The organism is Pseudomonas sp. H11T01 (genome assembly GCF_048515765.1).
GTDB lineage: Bacteria > Pseudomonadota > Gammaproteobacteria > Pseudomonadales > Pseudomonadaceae > Aquipseudomonas.
Window position 1 is genome coordinate 108380 of the sequence record NZ_JBLYED010000001.1, and the last position, 22218, is coordinate 130597.

Sequence of the window (22218 nt, forward strand, 5' to 3'; positions counted from 1 at the left end):
AGGATCTCTTGCAGCCGCAAGCATCTCAAGAACTGACCCTCGTCCCAGAGACGGCCGGCCCCGATCGGTTGAACTACAATGGGGTCTTGCACGGTGAGGCAAATGTGATGAGTAAACTGACGTTTGAGCAAAAGCAGAATCATTACGACAAGATCCGCCGGTCAAACTATTTGGCGAGTCTGCGTCTGGAAGGCTTTGGCACAACACCTGCCGACGCCGATAAGTCGCTCCCCTCCCGGGAAGCCGTACTGCGCAAATACCTCAAGAGCCCAAGCTAATGCCGGGTAAATATGGGGGCGGCCAGGATCCCTATCGCTATCCAGATAGCGGAGTCCTGCGCAACCTTCTCAATATTCACGACGAAAACCTCCTTCAGGAAGCTGAACGAGAACTCTCCGAAATCGCCGCTTGCACACTTCGTCTACTCCCACCGCCCTATGACCTGAGCTTTTTTCAGCTGATTCATAAAACGCTATTTTCGGATGTCTACGAATGGGCCGGAGAGCTGAGAACCGTCAATATCCAGAAGGACGATACCCTGTTCTGCACCGCCGAACGGATCGTCCCGGAGGCCGAGAAAATATTTCGCGTCATGGAAAAAGCCTCCTGGTTCACCGGTGTATCTAAAGCCGATCTGGTTGTTAACATTGCCGAAGCTTACGGCGATCTCAATGTCATTCACCCTTTCCGGGATGGCAACGGTCGAGCCCAACGCATCCTGTTCGAGCACATCATCATCAATGCCGGTTTTTCCGTCGATTGGTGGCTGGTCGACATTGCCGATTGGGTTCCGGCCAACATAGACGCCGTAGCCTGCGACTACCGGGGGCTGGAGGCCATATTTAGACGGTGTATCGGCAAACCGTCGCGCTAGATGATGATCGTTTAGCTTTACACTCCCGTCAGCTCCCGCAATCCCCAACCGGACTGTTAACCATGAAACTCGCCATCGGCTTCCCCGACGATCAAGCGATGCGACTCCTCATGCAGCTGTTGCACGAAGAACTCGGCCTGCCTGAACGCAAAACCATCAGTTTGCAAACCTCGATCAACTTCGACCTCGGCTGCGACGGCGCAGACGCGGAGCACTTGATGGAGGCGCTGAACGAGCAATTCACCATCGACTTCATCGACTACGATGCCTACCGCTACTTCCAGCCCGAAGGTTACGACGTGTTCCTCAAACGCAGAGCCAAGGGTCGCGGCGACAAAGTCCCGCTGACCCTCGGCATGCTCTACCAGGCCATCAAGGCCCAACGCTGGGACACTCAGGCGCTGGAAGAGCTTTAGGGTTTCAAGGTGTATCTATAAGGTCATAGCGTGGACATATTGATGGGCAGCTGAAGCTCCCAATTCATAACGCACAAAAAAGCCGCCCTCAAAGGGCGGCTTTTTCTTTACCTCAAACCACTACCCGATAATTACAACTTCGGACCAGCAGCCTTGATCGCGTCGCTCACGTCGAACTTCTTGAAGTTCTCAACGAACAAGCTGGCCAATGCTTTGGCAGCTTCGTCGTAAGCAGCTTTGTCAGCCCAGGTGTTGCGTGGGTTCAACAGGCCAGTCTCAACGCCCGGTACGGCCAGTGGCACGTCGAGGTTGACGGTGTCGAGGTGTTCGGTTTCTACACCGATCAGCGCGCCGCTCTGGATGGCTGCGATGACGCCACGGGTGGTCGGGATATTGAAGCGTTTGCCGACGCCGTAGCCACCACCGGTCCAGCCAGTGTTGACCAGGTAGACCTTGGAGCCGAAGCCGCGGATGCGTTTGATCAGCAGTTCAGCGTATTCGCCAGCCGGACGCGGGAAGAACGGTGCGCCGAAGCAGGTGGAGAAGGTCGATTTGATGCCGCTGCCGGAACCCATTTCGGTCGAGCCCACCAGAGCGGTGTAGCCGGACAGGAAGTGGTAGGCCGCTTGTTCTTCGCTGAGGATCGAGACTGGTGGCAGTACGCCGGTCAGGTCGCAGGTCAGGAAGATCACAGCGTTTGGCTCGCCGCCGAGGTTTTTCGGAGCGCGTTTTTCGATCAGTTCGCGCGGGTAAGCGGCGCGGCTGTTCTGGGTCAGGCTGTCGTCGGCGTAGTCGGCTTTCTTGGTGACTGGGTCGAGTACGACGTTTTCCAGTACGGCGCCGTGCTGGATGGCTTTCCAGATAACAGGCTCGTTCTTCTCGGAGAGGTCGATGCACTTGGCATAGCAACCGCCTTCGATGTTGAACACTACGCCAACGCCCCAGCCGTGTTCGTCGTCGCCGATCAGGTAGCGGCTTTCGTCAGCGGACAGGGTGGTTTTACCCGTGCCGGACAGGCCGAAGAACAATGTTACGTCGCCCTCTTCGCCCATGTTGGCCGCGCAGTGCATCGGCAGAACGTCGACTGCTGGTAGCAGGAAGTTTTGTACCGAGAACAGGGCTTTTTTCATTTCGCCGGCGTAACGCATGCCAGCGATCAGGACTTTTTTGGCCGCGAAGTTGATGATCACGGTGCCGTCGGAGTTGGTGCCGTCACGCTCAGGTTCGCAGACGAACGCTGGGGCGTTGAGGATCTGCCACTCGGTTTTCTCGGCTGGGTTGTACTGTTCAGGGTTGATGAACAGGCAACGGCCGAACAGGTTGTGCCAGGCAGTCTCGGTGGTCATTTTGACGGCGAGGTAGTGCGCAGGATCAGAACCTACGTGGACGTGGGAAACAAAACGCTCGCGCTCGCCCAGGTAGGCTTCAACGCGGTTCCACAGGGCATCGAACTTGTCGGCCGGAAACTTGCGGTTGATCGGGCCCCAGGCAATTGCGTCCTGGGTGGAAGGCTCTTCAACGATGAAACGGTCGACTGGCGAGCGGCCGGTGCGGTGACCGGTTCGCACTACCAGAGCGCCGGTATCGGACAGCTCGCCTTCACCGCGGTTCAGGGCTTCTTTAACCAGATCGTCAACACTCAGATCGGTGTACACGGCGTTATTGGCTTGCGTCATGAGGTTCCCCGTCGGCCAGTGGCCGAGTGCTCCAAACGTTTTGTAGTAGAAAGTTGTGCACTACTACCGCGAAAAAAGTGGGCCGGATTATGCCAGAAAAGACCAAAAAAAGTAGGGCCCTCCTGTCAGACCGGCGTTAATCTGACGTTCGCTAGGTGATTTACCTGCACTGAATCGTTTTAGTGACGAGTATCTGACGGGGCATCAACACCTGCTCCGGCGAACAATTGAGCCACATCGGCGGCATCGAACAGGTAGCGCTCGTTGCAGAACTGGCAGTCGATCTCGACGCTGCCACCGTTTTCGATGACCAGTTGTTCAGCGTCTTCCTGGCCCAGGCTCACCAGTGCGTTGCCCGAGCGATCGCGCGAGCAGCTGCAGCGAAAGCGTAGTGACTGAATGTCAAACATGCGTACCGCCTCATCATGGTAGAGGCGGTGCAGCACGGTTTCGTTGTCCAGACTTAGCAGTTCATCAGCGGTCAGGGTGCTGGCCAGGGTAGTGATGTGCTGCCAGCTGGCGGCGCGTTCTTCGTCGTCCTTGATGCGATCGGCCGGCAATTGCTGCAGCAGCAGACCACGGGCGCGGCGACCATCGGCGTTGAGCCAAAAACGCGTGCCGACTTGCTGGGACATGACGAAATAGTTGGTGAAGCATTCCGACAGATCGGCGCCGTCGAGGTCGACAATGCCCTGGTAACGCTGACCATGGGTTGGGTCGACGGTCAGCGCCAGGACACCTGCGGGCATCAAGTCGGCGAGGGTGGCGTCAGGGGCGATCTGCTCCGCGTGATAACGAGCCAGGCCACGGATTTCACGCTTGCTGGAACACTCGATCATCAACAAAGGCACCGGGCCCTCAGAACGAGCCTGGAGGATCAGCAAGCCATCGAATTTCAAGGTGCCAACCAGCAACGCCGCCGCTGCCATCAGTTCGCCGAGCAGCTGCGCGACCGGCTCCGGGTAAGGGTGTTTAGCGAGGACTTCGGCGTAACTACGCTCCAACGCAACCAGCTCGCCGCGGGCGTCGCTCTCATCGAAGATGAAGCGTTGGGTGTAGTCGTTATCCGGTAGATCGGTCATAGGTCTGGGTATCTGAAGTGATAACAAAAGGGTTACAGGGGTTGAAACTTGCGCCTTGGCACCATTTTGGTGCGCGACTATTCAGCCATGGAAATCATTTTATGAACAATCCCGGGTTGTTCCAAGCAAGGCGGAACCCTGGCGGGTTGGCTGTGTGTAATTTACTCCCTCTCGCACGGCAGCCCTACTCCCCATCATTCCCACCATGAAACTTGAACAGATCGCGCCGCTGTTTCTTGGTCGGCTTGCCGTCGGTGCTGACGCCCAGGGCGCCGGCCTTTCGCATGGCTGCAGCATTTTCGCGTTTAGCGATGCTGGCTTCAGTTTCGGCGTACAGGGCCTGGGCTTCCGGCGCGCCCCGCCGCACGGCCGATAACGCCAGGACCGTCACGGTGCGCTCATCGAAACCGGCACGGATCTGAAACTCATCACCTATTCTCGGCTCTTTGCCTGGCTTGCAACGTTCGCCCCGGCAATGCACTTTGCCGCTTTCAATCGCCGCTTTGGCCAGCGCGCGGGTTTTATAAAAACGCGCGGCCCATAACCACTTATCCAGACGGACTTTATCGTCCTCTTCGGTTTTTTGTGCCATGGGATTTCCTCATCCTGAAATATTTCTGAACTGTACTACCGTTTCTGTTGTGCCATGAATTACACCGGCTCAGTTTAGAATGCGCGCCTCTCCAGAGCCTCGTTCGAGGGCTGGAAATCCGGGCCGTAGATATCTGTCGCCTTTTACCCATTATTCTGCGTGAATACCGCGAATTCGGCCGCTTGCGGCGCGAGCAGGTTTCTCACCGGTTGAGCACATTTGAAGACTTTTGACCATTTGACCGTTGTCGGTCTACGCGAGTGGGTGGCGCTTCCAGACTTGGGAGTGGCAGGCCTGCGGGCGAAGATCGACACCGGCGCCAGCACCTCCAGCCTGCATGCCACCGAGATCGAGCCGTTCGAGCGCGACGGGGAAAAGTGGGTGCGCTTCAATGCCCACCTGGGCACGGTTGTGCAGCTGCGCCATCGGCACTGTGAAGCGCCGCTGGTGGCGATGAAAACCATTAAAAGCTCCAACGGCCAAGCACAGGTGCGTTACGTGATTAGAACCACCCTTGCACTGGGCGATCGGGTCTGGCGGGTGGAATTCACTCTGGCCTGCCGCAAGGCGATGCGTTATCGCTTGTTACTCGGTTCCAAAGCCCTGATCGACGGCCAGTTGGTGGTCAATCCGGGGATTAAATACGTTCAAGACAAGCCGGCATTCCCGGCATCCACTACCTCTGCCACAGGTGTTGCATGAAGATCGCTGTGCTGTCGCGTAACCCGCGTCTGTATTCCACTCGTCGTCTGGTTGAGGCCGGCACCGAGCGTGGCCATGAAATGGTGGTGATCGATACCCTGCGCGCCTATATGAACATTGCCAGTCATAAGCCGCAGATCCACTATCGCGGCAAACCACTTGAAGGCTTCGATGCGGTGATCCCGCGGATCGGCGCTTCGGTGACGTTTTATGGCTGCGCAGTGTTGCGCCAGTTTGAAATGATGGGTGTGTTCCCGCTCAACGAGTCGGTGGCGATCGCCCGCTCGCGAGATAAATTGCGTTCACTGCAATTGCTTTCGCGACGCGGTATCGGCTTGCCGGTGACCGGTTTTGCCCACTCACCGGACGATATTCCCGACCTGATCGAGATGGTCAACGGCGCGCCGTTGGTGATCAAGGTGCTGGAAGGTACCCAGGGTATCGGCGTGGTGATGTGTGAAACGGCGACGGCAGCGGAGTCGGTGATCGAGGCGTTCATGGGCCTCAAGCAGAACATCATGGTCCAGGAGTACATCAAAGAAGCCGGTGGTGCAGATATCCGCTGCTTCGTGGTGGGCGACAAGGTGATCGCGGCAATGAAGCGTCAGGCCAAGCCCGGCGAGTTCCGCTCCAACCTGCACCGTGGCGGCAGCGCCAGCCTGATCAAGATCACCCCCGAAGAGCGCATGACCGCTCTGCGCGCGGCCAAGGTCATGGGTTTGAGCGTGGCGGGTGTGGATATCTTGCGTTCCAACCACGGGCCGCTGGTGATGGAGGTTAATTCCTCGCCAGGGCTGGAAGGAATTGAAACCACCACCTGCAAGGATGTGGCGGGGATTATCATTGAGCATCTGGAGAAGAATAGCGGACCGAATTTGACGCGGACCAAAGGGAAAGGCTAAGGCTCTGTTCGGATCCATTGTGGCGAGGCAGCTTGCTCCCGCTGGGGCGCGCAGCGGCCCCAAAACCGGAAACCGCATTGCGTCAGGGAAAACGCATCTGCTGGATTTACGACCGCTGCGCGGCCGAGCGGGAGCAAGCTCCCTCGCCACAGGGGACCGCGTCCACCTGCTACACCGCATCCCTGGGCAACATCAGCCCTAACGGCAAGCGCACTCGCGCTTCCAGCCCGCCGCCTGCGCGGTTGCGCAGTTCTACGTTGCCACCGTGCATGGAGGCGATTCGTTTGACGATGGCCAGACCTAGCCCGGTGCCTTTGCCGCCACGGGCGCGGTCACCGCGAGTGAAGGGGTTGAAGATCGCTTCCAGCTCCGATTGATCGATACCGGCCCCGCGATCCATCACACTCAACACCACGTAAGGTGCACTGGTGTCACCTGACACATACGCAGCCACTTCGACCCCGGTGCCGGCGTGATGCAAGGCGTTACCAATCAGGTTGTTCAACAGACGCTTCATCGAAACCCGGCGCAACGGAAACGGCTGGATCGGCTCCAGACGCAGGCGAACCCGCTCCTCGTTCTGGTTGTAAGGCGCCGCGACTTCACGCACCAGATCGCTGAGGTCGACCTCTTCGACCGTCTCATCACGTCCATCGCGAATGAACGCCAGGAACTGGTCGAGAATTGCGTCCATGTCTTCAATGTCACGCACCATGTCATCGGTCAGGTCGCTGTGGTCGCCCATCAGCTCCAGGGACAGCCGCAAGCGGGTCAACGGCGTGCGCAGGTCATGGGACACACCGGCCAGCATCAGCTCACGCTCACGTCCGGCCTGTTCGACATCCTCGGCCATCTGGTTGAAGGCGCGATACACCTCGGCCATTTCACTTGGGGTGTCGCTGATCGGTAGACGCACGCTACGCCCCTGACCTAATTGGCGCGCGGCATACACGAGACGCTTGAGGGGTTGGTTGAGCTGGCTAACAAAGATCCACGCCGAGGCTGTGGATAACAAACCTATCGCCAGGAACCAACCCAGCACGCTCCAGATTTTCTGGCCACGTAGCGGGTGTGGGTACAACGGCACTTTCAGCCAGCCATCACCCAGGCTCGGTGCACGCACCCAAAGGGCGGGGGGCGCGTGCATGCGCAAGCGCACTTCGGTGTCGGCGCCCAGTTCGGCCTGCATTTGTCGTTGGTAGATTTCGCTGTACGGCCAGTGCTGTTCACCTTCTGGTACACCCGCCCCGACCACGCGAATCAGAGTGGCGGCTTCAGCGATTTTTTCGCGATTCGCTTCGTCCGCAGCCCAATAAGACCGCAAAGTCAGTGCGACGCCGTGGCTGTATTGGCGGTCCACCAGCACATCCTCGTTCATCAACAGATAAACCAGGGTCAGCGCTTTGGAGAACAGCACCACGATCAGCACCAGCCAGAGGGTGCGGGAGAAGAAACTTTGGGGGAACCACACGGGGGTTTTCATAAACAGCAACTACACACTTTGCAGGAGCGAGCGGCGCTCGCAGAATTGCGGATTGCGAGCCGCCCGAGTCGCTGTCATGTGACAAAGCGCCCGAGAAACCCGCTCCTACAAATCACCGATCACTTGGTCGCGGTGCCGTCCGGTACAAACACATAACCCACGCCCCAGACTGTCTGGATATAGCGCGGCTTGGACGGGTCGGGTTCGATCATCCGGCGCAGGCGGGAGATCTGGACGTCGATGGAACGCTCCAGGGCATCCCACTCGCGGCCACGGGCCAGGTTCATCAGCTTGTCGCGGGTCAACGGCTGACGAGCATTCATTACCAGCGCCTTGAGCACGGCGAATTCACCGGTGGTGAGCATGTGTACTTCGTCGCCACGCTTGAGTTCGCGGGTGGCCAGGGACAGTTCGTAGTCGCCGAAGGTCACGCTTTCGTCTTCGCTGCCCGGAGCACCCGGCACCGGTGCCGATTGACGACGCAGGACCGCTTTGACGCGGGCCATCAATTCGTCCGGGTTGAACGGTTTGGCCAGGTAATCATCGGCGCCCAGTTCGAGGCCGTTGATGCGGCTCAGTTCGTCGCCCTTGGCGGTGAGCATGATGATCGGGATCTGGTTCTTCGCCATGCGCAGGCGCTTGAGGGCGCTCAGGCCGTCTTCGCCGGGCATCATCAGATCGAGCACCACCAGGTGGAAAACCTCACGGCCCAGCAGACGGTCCATTTGTTCGGTGTTCGGCACCGCGCGGGCGCGGTAGCCCTTGCTGACGAAAAAACGTTCCAGCAGGCTGCTGAGCCCCGGATCGTCATCAACGATGAGAATTTTTTCGCCTTCAGCAATTTGTGCAGTGCTGCTCATTGGATGCTCCTTTGATCTCGGCGCGCATTATGGCGTAGCCATCGTTATACGCACCGTGTGCATTGTTAGCAGATTTTTCCTCGACTGCCAGAAAACCCGCCATTGTGCCTGCATGGCACGATGCCCCGAAGGACCGAACGCTGGTTATAATGCGCCGCCTTTTGTGTAGGGCAACGTCTGATTGTTACTGTGAGTGGCCGCTCATTATTTTTCATGGCCGCGCAGTAATTTTTCGATTTCACGGGTCAACAGGCTGCCTTTTGATCCAGGTAGCGGCGCCGGCCAGGCCGCTCAACCAGACTCGCCAAGCCTTCTAAACAGAGCCTGCGAGCCTGCTTTCACAATTTGTCAGGTGGTTTTATGGACAGCATCAACAGCCGCATCGCCGAGGAACTCGGTGTACGCCCGCAACAGGTCGAAGCGGCCGTCGCTCTACTGGATGAAGGCTCCACGGTGCCCTTCATCGCCCGTTACCGGAAAGAAGTGACCGGCAGCCTCGATGATATCCAGTTGCGTCACCTGGAGGAGCGCCTGCGCTACCTGCGAGAACTCGACGAACGGCGCCTCAGCATCCTCGCCAGCATCGAAGAGCAAGGCAAGCTGACCCCGGAGTTGGCCCGCGACATCAAACTCGCCGACACCAAGACCCGCCTCGAAGATTTGTACCTGCCCTACAAACAAAAGCGCCGCACCAAGGGCCAGATCGCCCTGGAAGCCGGCCTCGGCGAGCTGGCCGACGGCCTGTTCAACGACCCGACGCTGACCCCGGACACCGAAGCCGTGCGCTTTATTAACGCCGAAAAAGGCGTTGCCGATGTCAAATCGGCCCTCGAAGGTGCCAAATACATCCTCATGGAGCGCTTCGCCGAAGACGCCAACCTGCTGGAAAAGCTGCGCAGCTACCTCAAGCAGGAAGCCACTCTCAGCGCCCGCGTAATCGCCGGCAAAGAAGAGGAAGGCGCCAAGTTCCGCGACTATTTCGAACACGACGAACCCCTGAAAAGCATGCCGTCGCACCGTGCGCTGGCAATTTTCCGTGGCCGCAATGAAGGCATTCTCAGCTCCTCCCTGAAAGTCGGCGAAGAGCTGCCGGGCGCCATGCACCCGTGCGAAATCATGATTGGTGAGCGTTTCGGTGTGCAAAACCAGAATCGCCCAGCCGATAAGTGGCTGAGCGAAGTGGTGCGCTGGACGTGGAAGGTCAAGCTCTACACCCACCTGGAAACCGACTTGCTGGGCGAGCTGCGCGACGGCGCGGAAACCGAGGCGATCAACGTGTTCGCCCACAACCTGCACGACTTGCTGCTGGCCGCACCGGCCGGCCCCCGCGCGACCCTGGGCCTCGACCCGGGCCTGCGTACCGGTTGCAAAGTCGCGGTGGTCGATGCCACCGGCAAGCTGCTGGACTACGCCACCGTTTACCCCCACGTGCCGAAAAATCAGTGGGACCAGACCATCGCGGTGCTGGCCGCCCTGTGCGCCAAGCACTCGGTGGACCTGATCGCCATCGGTAACGGCACTGCCAGCAGGGAAACCGACAAGCTGGCCGCTGAACTGATCAAAAAATACCCAGCCATGAAAATGACCAAGGTCATGGTCTCCGAGGCTGGCGCTTCGGTGTACTCGGCGTCGGAACTGGCTTCCAAGGAATTCCCGGACCTCGACGTGTCGATCCGCGGCGCAGTGTCGATTGCCCGCCGCTTGCAGGATCCGCTGGCTGAACTGGTGAAAATCGATCCGAAATCCATCGGTGTCGGCCAGTACCAGCACGACGTGTCGCAGCTGAAACTGGCGCGCGGCCTGGACGCGGTGGTTGAGGACTGCGTGAACGCCGTTGGCGTCGACGTGAACACCGCCTCGGTGGCGCTGCTGGCGCGGATTTCCGGCCTCAACGCGACACTGGCGCAGAACATCGTGAATCATCGTGATGAAAACGGCGCGTTCAAGACTCGCGCTGCGCTGAAGAAAGTCGCTCGTCTGGGCGAAAAAACCTTCGAGCAGGCCGCAGGCTTCCTGCGCGTGATGAACGGCGACAATCCACTGGACTCGTCCGCGGTTCACCCGGAAGCCTATCCGTTGGTACAGCGCATCGCCGCTGAAACCGACCGCGATATCCGCTCGCTGATCGGTGACGCGAGCTTCCTCAAGCGCCTCGATCCGAAGAAGTACACCGACGAAACCTTCGGCCTGCCGACAGTGACCGACATTCTTCAAGAGCTGGAAAAGCCAGGTCGCGACCCGCGTCCCGAGTTCAAGACTGCCGAGTTTCAGGACGGCGTCGAAGACCTCAAGGACCTCGAACTGGGGATGATCCTCGAAGGCGTAGTCACCAACGTGACCAACTTCGGTGCTTTCGTCGATATTGGTGTGCATCAGGACGGCTTGGTGCACATTTCCGCCTTGTCGGAGAAATTCATCAAGGATCCGCGTGAAGCGGTGAAAGCCGGTGATGTGGTCAAGGTGAAGGTCATGGAAGTCGACATCCCGCGCAAACGCGTCGGCCTGTCGATGCGCATGAGCGACACCCCGGGCGAGAAGATCGATGGTGCCCGTGGCGCCCGCCCTGGCTCGGCTCCACGCCAGTCGCAAAATACTGCACCGCGTAAAGAAACCACGGCGCCAGCTCCGAGCAATAACGCCATGGCTTCGCTGTTCGCCAACGCCAAGCAGTTGAAGAAACGTTGATGGAAATCCCCGCTGGCCTCACTCAGAGTGCTTTCAGCGAGTTGATCGGCTGCCGCTTGCAGCGTCTGGACATCGGCATTGCCGAAGTTGCCCTGACGCTGACGCCGCCGCTGCGCAACCGCAGTGGCAAGCTGCACGGCGGGGCGTTGTTCAGTCTGGTGGATATTGCCATGGGGCTGGCCTGTTCCAGCTCCCATGGTTTCGATCAGCAGAGCGCGACCATCGAGTGCAAGATCAACTACATGCGTGCCGTTTCTGACGGCGACGTGGTGTGCGTCGCCAAGGTGATCCACCCTGGCCGGCGCACGCTGGTGGTCGAAGCGGATGTGATGCAAGGCGACAAACTCGTCGCAAAAGCACAAGGCACGTTCGCTGTCCTATAGCTCCCTGCCATCAATTTGAGTTAATTTCGGCGCTGCGAATCCTGTGGGAGCGAGCTTGCTCGCGATGGCGGCGTGTCAGACGACATTAATGTTGACTGACCCCCCCTCATCGCGAGCAAGCTCGCTCCTACAAAACCAGGCGACCACGCCAGTTTTCACTTCACCCTTGTAGACCGTCTTGCCCACCCCCATATTGGGGCGACTGACGCGTGAAGGAATCTAACTTGAGCGAACTTCTCAACCGCCGCCTGGCTTTGCTTGGCGAGCGCGCTAACCTCTCTCTGCTTGAGCAGTGCCTGCATGGCATCGAGCGCGAATGCCTGCGCGTCACGGATGTTGGCCGTCTGGCGCAGACGCCGCATCCCGAAGAGCTGGGATCTGCACTGACCAACGAACTGATCACCACCGACTATTCCGAGTCGCTGCTGGAGTTCATCACTCCGGCCCTGCCTGACCCGGCGGATACGTTGAGCAGCCTCGACAAGATCCATCGCTTTGCCTACAGCAAACTCGGCAACGAGTACCTGTGGAGTCCATCGATGCCGTGCCCGTTGCCGGCCGAGGAAGATATCCCGATCGCCTATTACGGCACCTCCAACATCGGTAAGCTCAAGTATGTGTACCGCAAGGGCCTGGCCCTGCGTTACGGCAAGACCATGCAATGCATTGCCGGGATTCACTACAACTTCTCCCTGCCGGAAAAACTCTGGCCGCTGCTCAAGCAGGCCGAAGGTTTTGTCGGCACCGACCGCGACTATCAGTCGGTAGCCTATATCGCGCTTATCCGTAACTTCCGTCGCTATAGCTGGCTGCTGATGTACTTGTTCGGCGCTTCGCCGGCACTGGATGCTGGTTTCCTGCGCGGTCGCTCACATCAGCTGGAGCAACTGGATCCCGACACGCTGTACCTGCCTTACGCCACCAGCCTGCGCATGAGCGATCTGGGTTACCAGAGTAACGCTCAGGCCGGGCTGACGCCGTGCTACAACGATCTGGACAGCTATACCAACAGCCTGCGCAAGGCGGTGGCCACACCTTATGCACCGTACGTCGAGATCGGCACCCATCAGGACGGTGAGTGGGTTCAGCTCAACACCAACATCCTGCAGATCGAAAACGAGTACTACTCCAACATCCGCCCAAAACGCGTGACCTACACTGGTGAACGACCGATCCAGGCGCTGGTGGCCCGTGGCATTCAGTACGTCGAAGCGCGTTGCCTGGACATCAACCCGTTCCTGCCGATGGGTATCGATCTGCAAGAGTCGCGTTTCCTCGACGCTTTCCTGCTGTATTGCGCACTGAATGAAAGCCCGCTGCTTGAAAACATCGAATGCGGCAACTGCACCTCGAACTTTCTCACCGTGGTCAAGGAAGGTCGTCGCCCGGGCCTGCAATTGCAGCGCAACGGTCAGCCGGTGGACTTGAAAGAGTGGGCCAGCGAGTTGCTGGAGAAGATTGCGCCATTGGCCGCGCTGCTCGATCAAAGTCACGGCGGCGATGCCCACGGCAAAGCCCTGGACGCGCAACGGGCAAAGGTCAAGGATCCGTCCCTAACCCCGTCCGCTCAGGTGCTGGCGGCCATGCATGAGCATAAGGAGAGCTTCACCCAGTTCTCCCTGCGTCAGAGCCAGGCTCACGCGGAGTATTTCCGTAGCGAACCGCTGAGTGGCGAAGACCAGGCTCGTTTCGAAGAACTGGCGCGAAATTCGTTGGCGCAACAGGCTGAGCTGGAGCAGAACGAAGTCGGCGATTTCGATGTGTTTGTCGGGTCGTATCAGGCGAGTATTTTGGCAATCAGTAATTAAATCTGAAGGTCCTTCGGACCTTATCGCGAGCAGGCTCGCTCCCACATACAGGTGATCCATGTGGGAGCAGCCGGTCGACGCTCGACTGCTCGCGATGACCGCGCAGCGGTCGGTCTTAGAATTTTCCGCTCATATGCTAATTCTAAAAAGTTATTTATTTTCTAATTCTTAGATCATTTAGTCTCCTTGTCAGCCGACCCTCGGCCGTCTGACAAGGAGCTTCTCAATGAAAACGTATTTTCCCCTTCGCCTCCTGGCGGCCGCGTCTCTGGCTGCAGCGAGCTTCTTTGCCCAGGCGGCTGACCTTACCGTCGCCTACCAGACCACCGTTGACCCAGCGAAAGTCGCCCAGGCCGACGGCGCTTATGAAAAGGCCACTAACGCCAAAATCGACTGGCGCAAATTCGATAACGGTGCCGACATCATTGCCGCGATCGCTTCGGGCGATGTGCAGATTGGCTACCTCGGCTCCAGCCCGTTGACGGCGGCGATTACCCGCAAAGTCCCGGTGCAAACCTTCCTTATCGCGACCCAGATCGGCGCTGCCGAAGCCCTGGTAGCCCGCGACGGTTCCGGGATCAAAACCCCGCAGGACCTGATCGGCAAGAAAGTAGCCGTGCCCTTCGTTTCCACCGGCCACTACAGCCTGTTGGCAGCGCTGAAGCACTGGAAGATCGACCCGTCGAAAGTACAGATTCTCAACCTCGCGCCACCAGCGATCGTTGCTGCATGGAAACGCGGTGATATCGACGCGACTTACGTTTGGGACCCGGCACTGGGTGTGGCCAAGGAAAACGGCAAAGTGCTGATCACCTCGGGCGAACTGGCCAAGTTCGGTGCGCCGACCTTCGACGCCTGGATCGTGCGTAAAGACTTTGCCGAGAAGCACCCGGAAATCGTCACCGCCTTCGCCAAAGTCACCCTGGACGCCTACGCCAATTACCGCAAAGACCCACAAGCCTGGCTGGCAGACAAAGGCAACGTCGACAAACTGGTGAAACTCTCCGGGGCCAAGGCCAGCGACATTCCATTGCTGCTGCAAGGCAACGTTTACCCGCTGGCGGCTGATCAAGTGATCACCCTCGGCGCGCCGACCACCAAGGCCATCACCGACACCGCCGCGTTCCTCAAGGAACAAGGCAAGGTCGAAGCCGTACTGCCGGACTACGCACCGTACGTCAGCGCCAAGTTCATTACTAACTGATCGGGAGCAACAGCGATGGCCTTGTTAGAACTGGAGCGCGTCAGCGCACAGTACCCCGGCGCGGCCGAGCCGGTGCTGGCGGATATTTCCCTGAGCCTTGGGCCACAGCAACTGCTGGTCGCCCTCGGTCCTTCCGGCAGTGGCAAGACCTCGCTGTTGAACCTGATTGCCGGCTTTGTTGAACCCAGCGCCGGGCGCATCACCCTCGATGGTGTCCCGGTCAAAGGCCCGAGCGCCGAGCGCGGCGTAGTGTTTCAGGATGACGCGCTGCTGCCGTGGCAGGACGTGTTGGCCAACGTCGGTTTCGGTCTGGAACTGGCGGGTACTCCCAAGCCGCAACGGGAAATCCATGCCCGGGAAATGCTCGCGCTGGTGGACCTGGCCGGCTTCGATCAGCGCCGCATTTGGCAACTGTCTGGTGGCCAGAAGCAGCGCGTCGGCCTGGCCCGCGCCCTCGCCGCCAACCCGCGCGTGTTGCTGATGGACGAACCCTTCGGCGCCCTCGACGCCTTCACCCGCGAGCAGATGCAGGAACTGCTGCTGCAAGTCTGGAAGCGTACCGCCAAACCGGTGTTCCTGATTACCCACGATATTGAAGAGGCGGTGTTCCTCGCCACGGACCTGATTCTGTTGGCACCGAACCCTGGGCAAATAGTCGAGCGTCTGAGCCTGGACTTCGGCCAGCGTTACGCCGCCGGGGAATCGGCCCGGGCGATCAAGTCCGACCCGCGTTTTATCGAAACCCGCGAACACGTGCTAGCCCGAGTGTTCTCCCAACGCAGCGCCGTCCAGCGCCAGGAGCACGCATGAGCAGCTACGGATTACCGGCCACAGCCACTAAACCTGCCGCCAGCCAATCGGCGGTGATTGCTGTTCGTCGTAGCCTGAGCACTCGCTGGATCAGCGTGCTGACCTTGATCACGCTGCTTGCCATCTGGTGGGCTGTGACCGCCAGTGGATTGATTGATCCACTGTTCCTGCCGCCACCCTCGGCGGTGCTGCAAAAAGGCTGGTTGCTGGCGACCACCGGCTATATGGATTCGACGCTGTGGCAGCATCTGGGCGCCAGCCTCAGTCGCATCGGGCTGGGTCTGGGTTTTGCCGTGTTGACCGCTGTCCCGGTCGGTATTGCCATCGGTCATAACCGCATCGCTCGCGGCATTCTCGACCCGCTGATCGAGTTCTACCGCCCTATTCCACCACTGGCTTACCTGCCGCTGATCGTCATCTGGTGCGGCATTGGTGAGCTGTCCAAAGTCTTGCTGATTTACCTGGCGATCTTCGCCCCGATTGCCATCGCCACCGCCACCGGCGTGCGTACCGTCGACCCGGCCAAACTGCGCGCTGCACAATCGTTGGGTGCGACCCGGGCACAGCTGATTCGCCATGTGATTGTGCCCAGCGCCTTACCGGACATTCTCACCGGTGTGCGTATTGGGCTGGGGGTCGGTTGGTCGACCCTGGTTGCCGCTGAATTGATCGCTGCCACCAGTGGCTTGGGCTTTATGGTCCAGTCGGCCGCGCAATTTCTGGTCACTGATGTGGTGGTGCTGGGGATTCTGGTGATCGCGCTGATCGCCTTCGTCATGGAAATGGGCCTGCGCGCCCTGCAACGCAAGCTAGTGCCGTGGCACGGCCAGGCGCATTGAGACCCACTGAAACACTGACTACGCCGACATTTCGGCGCCGAATTCGAGAAGAATCATGAGCCTGACCATCACTCCCCTCAGCTGCGCACTCGGCGCCCAGATCAGTGGCGTCGACATCACCCAGCCGCTGAATGTCGAACAGCGCGACGCCATCGAGCAGGCGCTGTTAAAACATCAGGTACTGTTCTTCCGCGAACAGCCGTTGAACCCCCAACAACAGGCGCGTTTCGCCGCCAATTTCGGCGACCTGCATATCCACCCGATCTACCCGAATGTACCGGAGCAGCCTGAAGTGCTGATCCTCGACACCGCCGTGACCGACGTCCGTGATAACGCCGTCTGGCACACCGATGTGACCTTTCTGCCGACTCCGGCGCTGGGCGCGGTACTCAGCGCCAAGCTGTTGCCAGCGTTTGGTGGCGATACCTTATGGGCCAGCGGCATCGCGGCGTATGAGGCGTTGTCGGCACCGATGCAAACCCTGCTGCAAGGACTGACCGCAACCCACGACTTCACCAAATCGTTCCCGCTGGAACGCTTCGGCACCACAGCCGAAGACCTGGCGCGCTGGGAAGAAGCCCGCAAGAAAAACCCGCCGCTGTCGCACCCGGTAATCCGCACCCACCCGGTGAGTGGGCGCAAGTCGCTGTTCGTCAACGACGGCTTCACCACCCACATCAACGAGCTGGAACCGGCGGAAAGCGAAGCCATCCTCAAATTGCTGTTCGCCCACGCCATCCGCCCGGATTTCACCATTCGCTGGCGCTGGCAGGAAAACGACGTGGCCTTCTGGGACAATCGCGTGACGCAACATTACGCGGTGGATGACTATCGCCCGCAGCGGCGCGTTATGCACCGGGCGACGATAGTGGGGGATGTGCCGTTTTAACAGACCAATGATTGTTCCCGGAGTGTTGGAACGATCAAATCTAAATCCCTGCGACGCGACTCAAACCATCGCCGAAAAACTCGCCCGAAACTGCTGTGGCGTCACCCCAAGTCTGCGGTTGAACACGCTGCGCATGTGCTGGGCATCGCGAAACCCGCATTGGTAGGCGACGGTCTTGAGCGGCGCGCTGCCGCTTTCCAGCATCACCCTTGCGGCATCCACCCTCGCCTGTTCGACGAATTCGGCCGGGGTGATTTTTGCTTCTTTGGCAAACACCCGGGAGAAATTCCGCGCACTCATATTGGCGGCTTTGGCCAGGTCAGCAATGGTCAGATCGCCCGTCAGGTTGGCCAACACGTAGTGCTGAACCATCGCCACCGGCGAGGTCGCTTCGGCGTGGGGTGTGAGGAACGGACTGAACTGCGATTGCCCGCCCGAGCGCTGCGTGAACACCACCAGCCTTTTGGCCACGCTCAATGCGACTTCCGACCCATGGTCCCTGGCCAGCAGGTACAACGACAAGTCGATCCCCGCCGTCACCCCCGCCGAGGTGTAGAGCTCGCCATCCTGCACGTAGAGCCGATCTGCCTCGACCTGAGTCGATGGGCACAGCGCCGCCAGCGCAGCGGCATCGCTCCAGTGAGTAGTGACAGTACGCCCCTCGAGCAGCCCGGCGCGGGCCAGCATGAATGCGCCATTACAGATCGAACCGAAGCGCTTCGAGCGAGTGCTCGCCTCCCGCAGCCATGTATGAAACCCCACACCGAAATCCAGATACGGCAACTGTGGTCCGCCAGCGACCAGCAGCAAGTCATAGGCCTGGAGTGCTTCGCTGAAATGCCGATGGGCCTGCAGCGCCAGGCCGTTCGAGCAGGGCATCACCCCGCGCTCCACGCCGATCACTTCCAACCGATAATGGTCTTCGGCTGCAAGAAAGCGGTTGGCTTCGGAAAACACATCCATGGGCCCCGTGACATCCAGCGATTGAACCCCGGAAAAAACCACGATGGCAACGGTTCTGCTCATGGGGCGATTTACCTTCTATGGCCATCAGGAGTCGAGGAAACAGCAGGCTAACCCTAGCGAAACACCGACCAAGAATCGAATTGGCGTGATATGCGCGCTGATTGGCCGGGATCGCAGCCTCGTGTCGATTGTCCGCTCCCAGGCGTGGGAACAGACTGAATTCATCAGCGCCGCCACGGCGTTCCCCACGAGACAACTGCCATGAGTAGCACCATCGCCGGTATCAAAATCCCTGACAGCGCCCTTGCCAGAGCGACCACAGAATACATTCGGGATATCGAGTCCGACCTGCTGTATCACCACTCGCGCCGGGTGTTTCTGTTCGGCGCCTTGAGCGGTGAACGTCAGCAACTGGCTTATAACCCGGAGCTGCTGTACGTCGGCGCGATGTTCCATGACCTGGGTCTGGTGGAAGGTCATCGCAGCGATGACGAGCGCTTCGAAGTGGATGGCGCGAATGCAGCCAAGGCCTTCCTCAAACCTTACGGGTTGAGCGATGACGATATCGAACAGGTCTGGCTGTCCATCGCCCTGCATACGACACCGGGTGTGCCCAAGCACTTGCGTCCGACCGTGGCGCTGGTAACCGCCGGGGTGGAAATGGATGTGCTGGGGATGGATTACGCAGCATTTTCCACCGTGCAGCGTGAAGCGGTGGTGCATGCACATCCACGGAGTGATGGCTTCAAGGAGTGCATCATCTGCGCGTTTGCCAATGGCTTGCGGCATCGCCCGCAGACCACCTTCGGCAATGTGAAAACCGATGTGCTGGTGGATCAGGAACCGGGGTTCAAACCGATGAATTTTGTGGAGGTCATCCGTCAATCGCCCTGGGTGGCATGAGACCACAGATCGTTCCCACGCTCTGCGTGGGAATGCAGCCAGTGACGCTCCGCGTCACATATAGAGCGGACGCAGAGCGTCCAGTGAGGCATTCCTTTGCTGCGCGTGGGAACGATCATCATCTAGCGTTTAAGCCGCTTCCGGTGCCTGGGCGCGGCGTATGTCAGGTTGTTTCCACGAGTCGGCAGCGCTTTCGTCGATGGCAAGCTGAATGGCGCGTTTGCGGAGTTCTTCAGCACGACGGCTGAAGTACCAGACCAGGAAGGTCACCAGCGACACCACCAGCAGGATCAGGCTGGCCACGGCGTTGATCTCGGGTTTCACGCCCAGACGTACCGCCGAGAAGACTTCCATCGGCAACGTGGTCGAACCTGGACCCGACACGAAGCTGGCCAACACCAGGTCATCCAGCGACAGGGCGAAGGACATCATGCCGCCGGCGCCCAGCGATGGCGCGATCATCGGGATGGTGATCAGGAAGAACACCTTCCACGGCCGCGCACCGAGGTCCATGGCCGCTTCTTCGATGGACAGATCCAGCTCACGCAAGCGCGCCGAAACCACCACCGCCACATAGGCCGCACAGAACGTCGTGTGAGCGATCCAGATGGTGACGAGGCCACGTTCCTGAGGCCAGCCGATCATCTGCGCCATGGCCACGAATAGCAGCAACAGCGACAGACCGGTAATCACTTCGGGCATCACCAACGGCGCGGTGACCAGGCCACCGAACAGCGTGCGGCCCTTGAAGCGAGTGATGCGGGTCAGGACGAACGCTGCCAGGGTGCCGAGCACCACCGCCGCAATGGCGGTGTAGCAAGCGATCTCCAGCGAGCGCACCACCGAGCCCATCAGCTGCGTGTTATCCAGTAAGCCCACGTACCACTTGATCGACCAGCCACCCCATACCGTCACCAGTTTCGAGGCGTTGAACGAGTAGATCACCAGGATCAGCATCGGCGCGTAGATGAACACCAGCCCGAATATCAGCATCAGGCTTGAAAAACCGAAGCGCTTCATTCTTTGCCCTCCATTTCTTTAGCCTGACTACGGTTGAAGAGGATGATTGGCACAATCAGGATCGCCAGCATCACCACGGCCAAAGCAGACGCCACCGGCCAGTCACGGTTGTTGAAGAACTCTTGCCAGAGCACTTTACCGATCATCAGGGTTTCCGGACCACCCAGCAGTTCCGGAATAACGAACTCACCCACCACCGGAATAAACACCAGCATGCAGCCGGCGATGATGCCGTTCTTGGACAGCGGCACGGTGATTTTCCAGAAGCTGTTGAAGGTGCTCGAACCCAAGTCCGACGCGGCTTCCAGCAGACTGTTGTCGTGCTTCACGAGGTTGGCGTAGAGCGGCAGAATCATGAACGGCAAATACGAGTACACAACCCCTATATAGACCGCCAGGTTGGTGTTGAGGATCTGCAGCGGTTCGTTGATCCAGCCCATCGACATCAGGAAGCCGTTGAGCAGCCCGTTGTTGCTGAGAATACCCATCCACGCGTAAACGCGGATCAGAATCGCCGTCCAGGTCGGCATCATGATCAGCAGGATCAGCACGGTTTGCATTTCCTTGCGTGCACTGGCGATGGCATAGGCCATCGGATACCCGATCAGCAGGCAGAGGATGGTGCTGAAAAACGCCATCTTCAGCGAGCCGAGGTAAGCGGCGATGTACAACTCGTCGTCGCCCAGCATCGCGTAGTTGCCGAGGTTGAGCAGCAATTGCACCTTCTGCTCGACGTAGCTGTAGATCTCGGTATAAGGCGGAATAGCCACGTCGGCTTCAGCGAAGCTGATCTTCAGAACGATGAAGAACGGCAGCATGAAGAACATGAACAGCCAAAGGAACGGTACTCCGATGACCAATTGACGGCCACCGGGTGTTATTCGCTGTAGCTGGCGCTTGAGTTTTTTTATGTTCATGAGCGAAGTACCACGCCGCTGTCGTCTTCCCACCAGACGTAAACCTGGTCGCCCCAGGTCGGCCGTGCGCCACGGCGTTCGGCGTTGGCCACGAACGACTGGACCAGTTTTCCGTTTGGCAATTCGACGTAGAACACCGAGTGACCACCCAGGTAGGCGATGTCATGCACTTTGCCGCTCGACCAGTTGTATTCGCAGGTCGGCATCTCGGAGGTGACCAGCAGTTTTTCCGGGCGAATCGCGTAAGTGATGGACTTGTCCTGAACCGAGGTGCTGACGCCGTGACCCACGTAAATGTTGCGATCCAGGTCCTTGCAGGTAATGAGCGCATGGCCCTCGGCGTCGTCCACCACTTCACCTTCGAAGATGTTGACGTTACCGATGAATTCGCAGACCAGACGGCTGGTCGGAGTTTCGTAAATGTCGATCGGGCTGCCGATCTGAGCGATCCAGCCCAGGTGCATGATCGCAATGCGTTCAGCCATAGTCATGGCTTCTTCCTGGTCGTGGGTCACCATCACGCAGGTCACGCCGACCCGCTCGATGATCTCGACCAGCTCAAGCTGCATTTGCGAGCGCAGCTTTTTATCCAGCGCACCCATCGGTTCGTCGAGCAGCAACAGCTTCGGCCGTTTGGCCAGGGAGCGCGCCAGCGCCACCCGCTGACGCTGCCCACCGGACAGTTGATGCGGCTTGCGCTTGGCGTACTGGCTCATCTGCACCAGCTTGAGCATTTCAGCCACGCGGGCATCGACTTCAGAGGAGGGAATCTTGTCCTGCTTGAGGCCGAAGGCGATGTTCTGCGCAACCGTCATGTGCGGGAACAAGGCGTACGACTGGAACATCATGTTGATCGGCCGCTCGTACGGCGGCATTTCGGTGATATCCACACCATCGAGAAAAATGCGCCCCTCCGTTGGCCGCTCGAAGCCTGCGAGCATCCGCAGCAAGGTGGATTTGCCCGATCCCGAGCCGCCGAGCAAAGCGAAAATCTCGCCTTTCTTGATTTCCAGGGACACATCGTCCACCGCAATCGTCTCGTCGAACTTCTTCGTGACCCGGTCGATTTTGACCAACACCTGTTTAGGTGATTGGTCGCCCTCGAGGGCTTTCTTATAGGCGCCGGAGGCAACAGCCATTTACGAAACTCCCAACAAAATTTGCAGTTCGCCCAAAACAGTCGAACCTTGGATAGTTTGAGCCTTTG

General features: G+C 59.1%; 22 protein-coding genes. 13 read left to right on the forward strand and 9 right to left on the reverse strand.

Going from position 1 to position 22218, the window contains the following annotated elements:
• Positions 1–107 precede the first annotated feature (107 nt).
• From ACN1C3_RS00525 to ACN1C3_RS00535, 3 genes are all read left to right on the forward strand, one after another.
• Positions 108–278: a YhfG family protein gene (locus tag ACN1C3_RS00525; protein WP_419113835.1), complete on the forward strand. Its 171-nt coding sequence runs from the start codon at positions 108–110 to the stop codon at positions 276–278.
• Positions 278–874 carry a Fic/DOC family protein gene (locus tag ACN1C3_RS00530; protein ID WP_419113836.1) on the forward strand — a complete coding sequence of 199 codons (597 nt, stop codon included), beginning with the start codon at positions 278–280 and terminating at the stop codon, positions 872–874. Before ACN1C3_RS00525 ends, ACN1C3_RS00530 begins: the two co-directional genes overlap by 1 nt.
• 62 nt (positions 875–936) lie before the next feature.
• Entirely contained in the window at positions 937–1290 is a 354-nt protein-coding gene (locus tag ACN1C3_RS00535) for a DUF1493 family protein (protein WP_419113837.1), read from the forward strand.
• Positions 1291–1421: 131 nt separating this feature from the next.
• Here the strand turns inward: ACN1C3_RS00535 and ACN1C3_RS00540 are convergent, their stop codons facing one another.
• The 3 genes from ACN1C3_RS00540 to ACN1C3_RS00550 all read right to left on the reverse strand — a co-directional run bounded on the left by ACN1C3_RS00540 (position 1422) and on the right by ACN1C3_RS00550 (position 4640).
• On the reverse strand, positions 1422–2966 hold the full coding sequence (locus ACN1C3_RS00540) for a phosphoenolpyruvate carboxykinase (protein ID WP_419113838.1): 1545 nt from the start codon (positions 2964–2966) through the stop codon (positions 1422–1424).
• Between the two features lie 179 nt (positions 2967–3145).
• A complete protein-coding gene (gene hslO, locus ACN1C3_RS00545) occupies positions 3146–4048 on the reverse strand; it encodes an Hsp33 family molecular chaperone HslO (RefSeq protein ID WP_419113839.1) in 903 nt (300 codons plus the stop codon).
• A 184-nt stretch (positions 4049–4232) separates the two neighbouring features.
• Positions 4233–4640 carry an RNA-binding S4 domain-containing protein gene (locus ACN1C3_RS00550; RefSeq protein ID WP_419113840.1) on the reverse strand — a complete coding sequence of 136 codons (408 nt, stop codon included), beginning with the start codon at positions 4638–4640 and terminating at the stop codon, positions 4233–4235.
• A gap of 285 nt (positions 4641–4925) precedes the next feature.
• Here ACN1C3_RS00550 and ACN1C3_RS00555 point away from each other — a divergent pair, with 285 nt between their 5' ends.
• Together ACN1C3_RS00555 and rimK are read left to right on the forward strand one after the other, a co-directional pair.
• Positions 4926–5342 carry an ATP-dependent zinc protease gene (locus ACN1C3_RS00555; RefSeq protein ID WP_419114218.1) on the forward strand — a complete coding sequence of 139 codons (417 nt, stop codon included), beginning with the start codon at positions 4926–4928 and terminating at the stop codon, positions 5340–5342.
• A complete protein-coding gene (gene rimK, locus ACN1C3_RS00560; RefSeq protein ID WP_419113841.1) occupies positions 5339–6244 on the forward strand; it encodes a 30S ribosomal protein S6--L-glutamate ligase in 906 nt (301 codons plus the stop codon). The genes ACN1C3_RS00555 and rimK overlap by 4 nt, the downstream gene beginning before the upstream one ends.
• A gap of 169 nt (positions 6245–6413) precedes the next feature.
• Here the strand turns inward: rimK and ACN1C3_RS00565 are convergent, their stop codons facing one another.
• Both ACN1C3_RS00565 and ompR read right to left on the reverse strand, forming a co-directional pair.
• Entirely contained in the window at positions 6414–7727 is a 1314-nt protein-coding gene (locus tag ACN1C3_RS00565) for an ATP-binding protein (protein WP_419113842.1), read from the reverse strand.
• Positions 7728–7846: 119 nt separating this feature from the next.
• Positions 7847–8587, reverse strand: coding sequence for a two-component system response regulator OmpR (gene ompR, locus ACN1C3_RS00570; protein ID WP_419113843.1), 741 nt, complete (start codon positions 8585–8587; stop codon positions 7847–7849).
• A 360-nt stretch (positions 8588–8947) separates the two neighbouring features.
• Between ompR and ACN1C3_RS00575 the strand changes: the two genes are divergently transcribed.
• The 7 genes from ACN1C3_RS00575 to tauD all read left to right on the forward strand — a co-directional run bounded on the left by ACN1C3_RS00575 (position 8948) and on the right by tauD (position 17205).
• The gene (locus ACN1C3_RS00575) at positions 8948–11272 is read left to right on the forward strand and encodes a Tex family protein (RefSeq protein WP_419113844.1); all 2325 of its coding nucleotides are present in this window, start codon (positions 8948–8950) and stop codon (positions 11270–11272) included.
• Positions 11272–11655 (forward strand): PaaI family thioesterase, encoded by a 384-nt coding sequence (locus ACN1C3_RS00580; protein WP_419113845.1) that lies wholly within the window; start codon positions 11272–11274, stop codon positions 11653–11655. Before ACN1C3_RS00575 ends, ACN1C3_RS00580 begins: the two co-directional genes overlap by 1 nt.
• A 224-nt stretch (positions 11656–11879) precedes the next feature.
• Positions 11880–13463, forward strand: coding sequence for a glutamate--cysteine ligase (gshA, locus tag ACN1C3_RS00585; protein WP_419113846.1), 1584 nt, complete (start codon positions 11880–11882; stop codon positions 13461–13463).
• A 226-nt stretch (positions 13464–13689) separates the two neighbouring features.
• On the forward strand, positions 13690–14667 hold the full coding sequence (tauA, locus tag ACN1C3_RS00590) for a taurine ABC transporter substrate-binding protein (RefSeq protein WP_419113847.1): 978 nt from the start codon (positions 13690–13692) through the stop codon (positions 14665–14667).
• Positions 14668–14682: 15 nt separating this feature from the next.
• Positions 14683–15477, forward strand: coding sequence for a taurine ABC transporter ATP-binding subunit (gene tauB, locus ACN1C3_RS00595; protein WP_419113848.1), 795 nt, complete (start codon positions 14683–14685; stop codon positions 15475–15477).
• Positions 15474–16316: a taurine ABC transporter permease TauC gene (tauC, locus tag ACN1C3_RS00600; RefSeq protein WP_419113849.1), complete on the forward strand. Its 843-nt coding sequence runs from the start codon at positions 15474–15476 to the stop codon at positions 16314–16316. Before tauB ends, tauC begins: the two co-directional genes overlap by 4 nt.
• A 55-nt stretch (positions 16317–16371) precedes the next feature.
• Complete coding sequence (gene tauD, locus ACN1C3_RS00605) at positions 16372–17205, forward strand: taurine dioxygenase (protein ID WP_419113850.1); 834 nt, start codon at positions 16372–16374, stop codon at positions 17203–17205.
• A gap of 60 nt (positions 17206–17265) precedes the next feature.
• On the opposite strand, the gene ACN1C3_RS00610 is transcribed toward tauD, so the two are convergent.
• Positions 17266–18231 (reverse strand): GlxA family transcriptional regulator, encoded by a 966-nt coding sequence (locus ACN1C3_RS00610; RefSeq protein WP_419113851.1) that lies wholly within the window; start codon positions 18229–18231, stop codon positions 17266–17268.
• A 201-nt stretch (positions 18232–18432) separates the two neighbouring features.
• On the opposite strand from ACN1C3_RS00610, the gene ACN1C3_RS00615 reads away from it, so the two are divergent.
• Positions 18433–19074 (forward strand): HD domain-containing protein, encoded by a 642-nt coding sequence (locus ACN1C3_RS00615; RefSeq protein ID WP_419113852.1) that lies wholly within the window; start codon positions 18433–18435, stop codon positions 19072–19074.
• Positions 19075–19203: 129 nt separating this feature from the next.
• Here ACN1C3_RS00615 and ACN1C3_RS00620 read toward each other — a convergent pair whose 3' ends face one another.
• The 3 genes from ACN1C3_RS00620 to ACN1C3_RS00630 are packed head-to-tail and all read right to left on the reverse strand — an operon-like array spanning position 19204 to position 22150.
• Positions 19204–20094: an ABC transporter permease subunit gene (locus tag ACN1C3_RS00620; RefSeq protein ID WP_419113853.1), complete on the reverse strand. Its 891-nt coding sequence runs from the start codon at positions 20092–20094 to the stop codon at positions 19204–19206.
• Positions 20091–21011, reverse strand: coding sequence for an ABC transporter permease subunit (locus tag ACN1C3_RS00625; RefSeq protein WP_419113854.1), 921 nt, complete (start codon positions 21009–21011; stop codon positions 20091–20093). Before ACN1C3_RS00625 ends, ACN1C3_RS00620 begins: the two co-directional genes overlap by 4 nt.
• Complete coding sequence (locus ACN1C3_RS00630; RefSeq protein ID WP_419113855.1) at positions 21008–22150, reverse strand: ABC transporter ATP-binding protein; 1143 nt, start codon at positions 22148–22150, stop codon at positions 21008–21010. Before ACN1C3_RS00630 ends, ACN1C3_RS00625 begins: the two co-directional genes overlap by 4 nt.
• Positions 22151–22218: the final 68 nt, after the last annotated feature.

What these genes read in the sequence shown, in the direction of transcription:
- tauC (WP_419113849.1), top strand. Translation starts at nt 15,474, where the DNA reads ATGAGCAGCTACGGATTACCGGCCACAGCCACTAAACCTGCCGCCAGC.
- ACN1C3_RS00535 (WP_419113837.1), top strand. Translation starts at nt 937, where the DNA reads ATGAAACTCGCCATCGGCTTCCCCGACGATCAAGCGATGCGACTCCTC.
- tauB (WP_419113848.1), top strand. Translation starts at nt 14,683, where the DNA reads ATGGCCTTGTTAGAACTGGAGCGCGTCAGCGCACAGTACCCCGGCGCG.
- hslO (WP_419113839.1), bottom strand. Translation starts at nt 4,048, where the DNA reads ATGACCGATCTACCGGATAACGACTACACCCAACGCTTCATCTTCGAT.
- tauD (WP_419113850.1), top strand. Translation starts at nt 16,372, where the DNA reads ATGAGCCTGACCATCACTCCCCTCAGCTGCGCACTCGGCGCCCAGATC.
- ACN1C3_RS00580 (WP_419113845.1), top strand. Translation starts at nt 11,272, where the DNA reads ATGGAAATCCCCGCTGGCCTCACTCAGAGTGCTTTCAGCGAGTTGATC.
- ACN1C3_RS00565 (WP_419113842.1), bottom strand. Translation starts at nt 7,727, where the DNA reads ATGAAAACCCCCGTGTGGTTCCCCCAAAGTTTCTTCTCCCGCACCCTC.
- ACN1C3_RS00540 (WP_419113838.1), bottom strand. Translation starts at nt 2,966, where the DNA reads ATGACGCAAGCCAATAACGCCGTGTACACCGATCTGAGTGTTGACGAT.
- ACN1C3_RS00630 (WP_419113855.1), bottom strand. Translation starts at nt 22,150, where the DNA reads ATGGCTGTTGCCTCCGGCGCCTATAAGAAAGCCCTCGAGGGCGACCAA.
- ACN1C3_RS00525 (WP_419113835.1), top strand. Translation starts at nt 108, where the DNA reads ATGAGTAAACTGACGTTTGAGCAAAAGCAGAATCATTACGACAAGATC.
- ACN1C3_RS00620 (WP_419113853.1), bottom strand. Translation starts at nt 20,094, where the DNA reads ATGAAGCGCTTCGGTTTTTCAAGCCTGATGCTGATATTCGGGCTGGTG.
- tauA (WP_419113847.1), top strand. Translation starts at nt 13,690, where the DNA reads ATGAAAACGTATTTTCCCCTTCGCCTCCTGGCGGCCGCGTCTCTGGCT.
- rimK (WP_419113841.1), top strand. Translation starts at nt 5,339, where the DNA reads ATGAAGATCGCTGTGCTGTCGCGTAACCCGCGTCTGTATTCCACTCGT.
- ACN1C3_RS00550 (WP_419113840.1), bottom strand. Translation starts at nt 4,640, where the DNA reads ATGGCACAAAAAACCGAAGAGGACGATAAAGTCCGTCTGGATAAGTGG.
- ACN1C3_RS00530 (WP_419113836.1), top strand. Translation starts at nt 278, where the DNA reads ATGCCGGGTAAATATGGGGGCGGCCAGGATCCCTATCGCTATCCAGAT.
- ACN1C3_RS00575 (WP_419113844.1), top strand. Translation starts at nt 8,948, where the DNA reads ATGGACAGCATCAACAGCCGCATCGCCGAGGAACTCGGTGTACGCCCG.
- ACN1C3_RS00625 (WP_419113854.1), bottom strand. Translation starts at nt 21,011, where the DNA reads ATGAACATAAAAAAACTCAAGCGCCAGCTACAGCGAATAACACCCGGT.
- ompR (WP_419113843.1), bottom strand. Translation starts at nt 8,587, where the DNA reads ATGAGCAGCACTGCACAAATTGCTGAAGGCGAAAAAATTCTCATCGTT.
- ACN1C3_RS00615 (WP_419113852.1), top strand. Translation starts at nt 18,433, where the DNA reads ATGAGTAGCACCATCGCCGGTATCAAAATCCCTGACAGCGCCCTTGCC.
- ACN1C3_RS00610 (WP_419113851.1), bottom strand. Translation starts at nt 18,231, where the DNA reads ATGAGCAGAACCGTTGCCATCGTGGTTTTTTCCGGGGTTCAATCGCTG.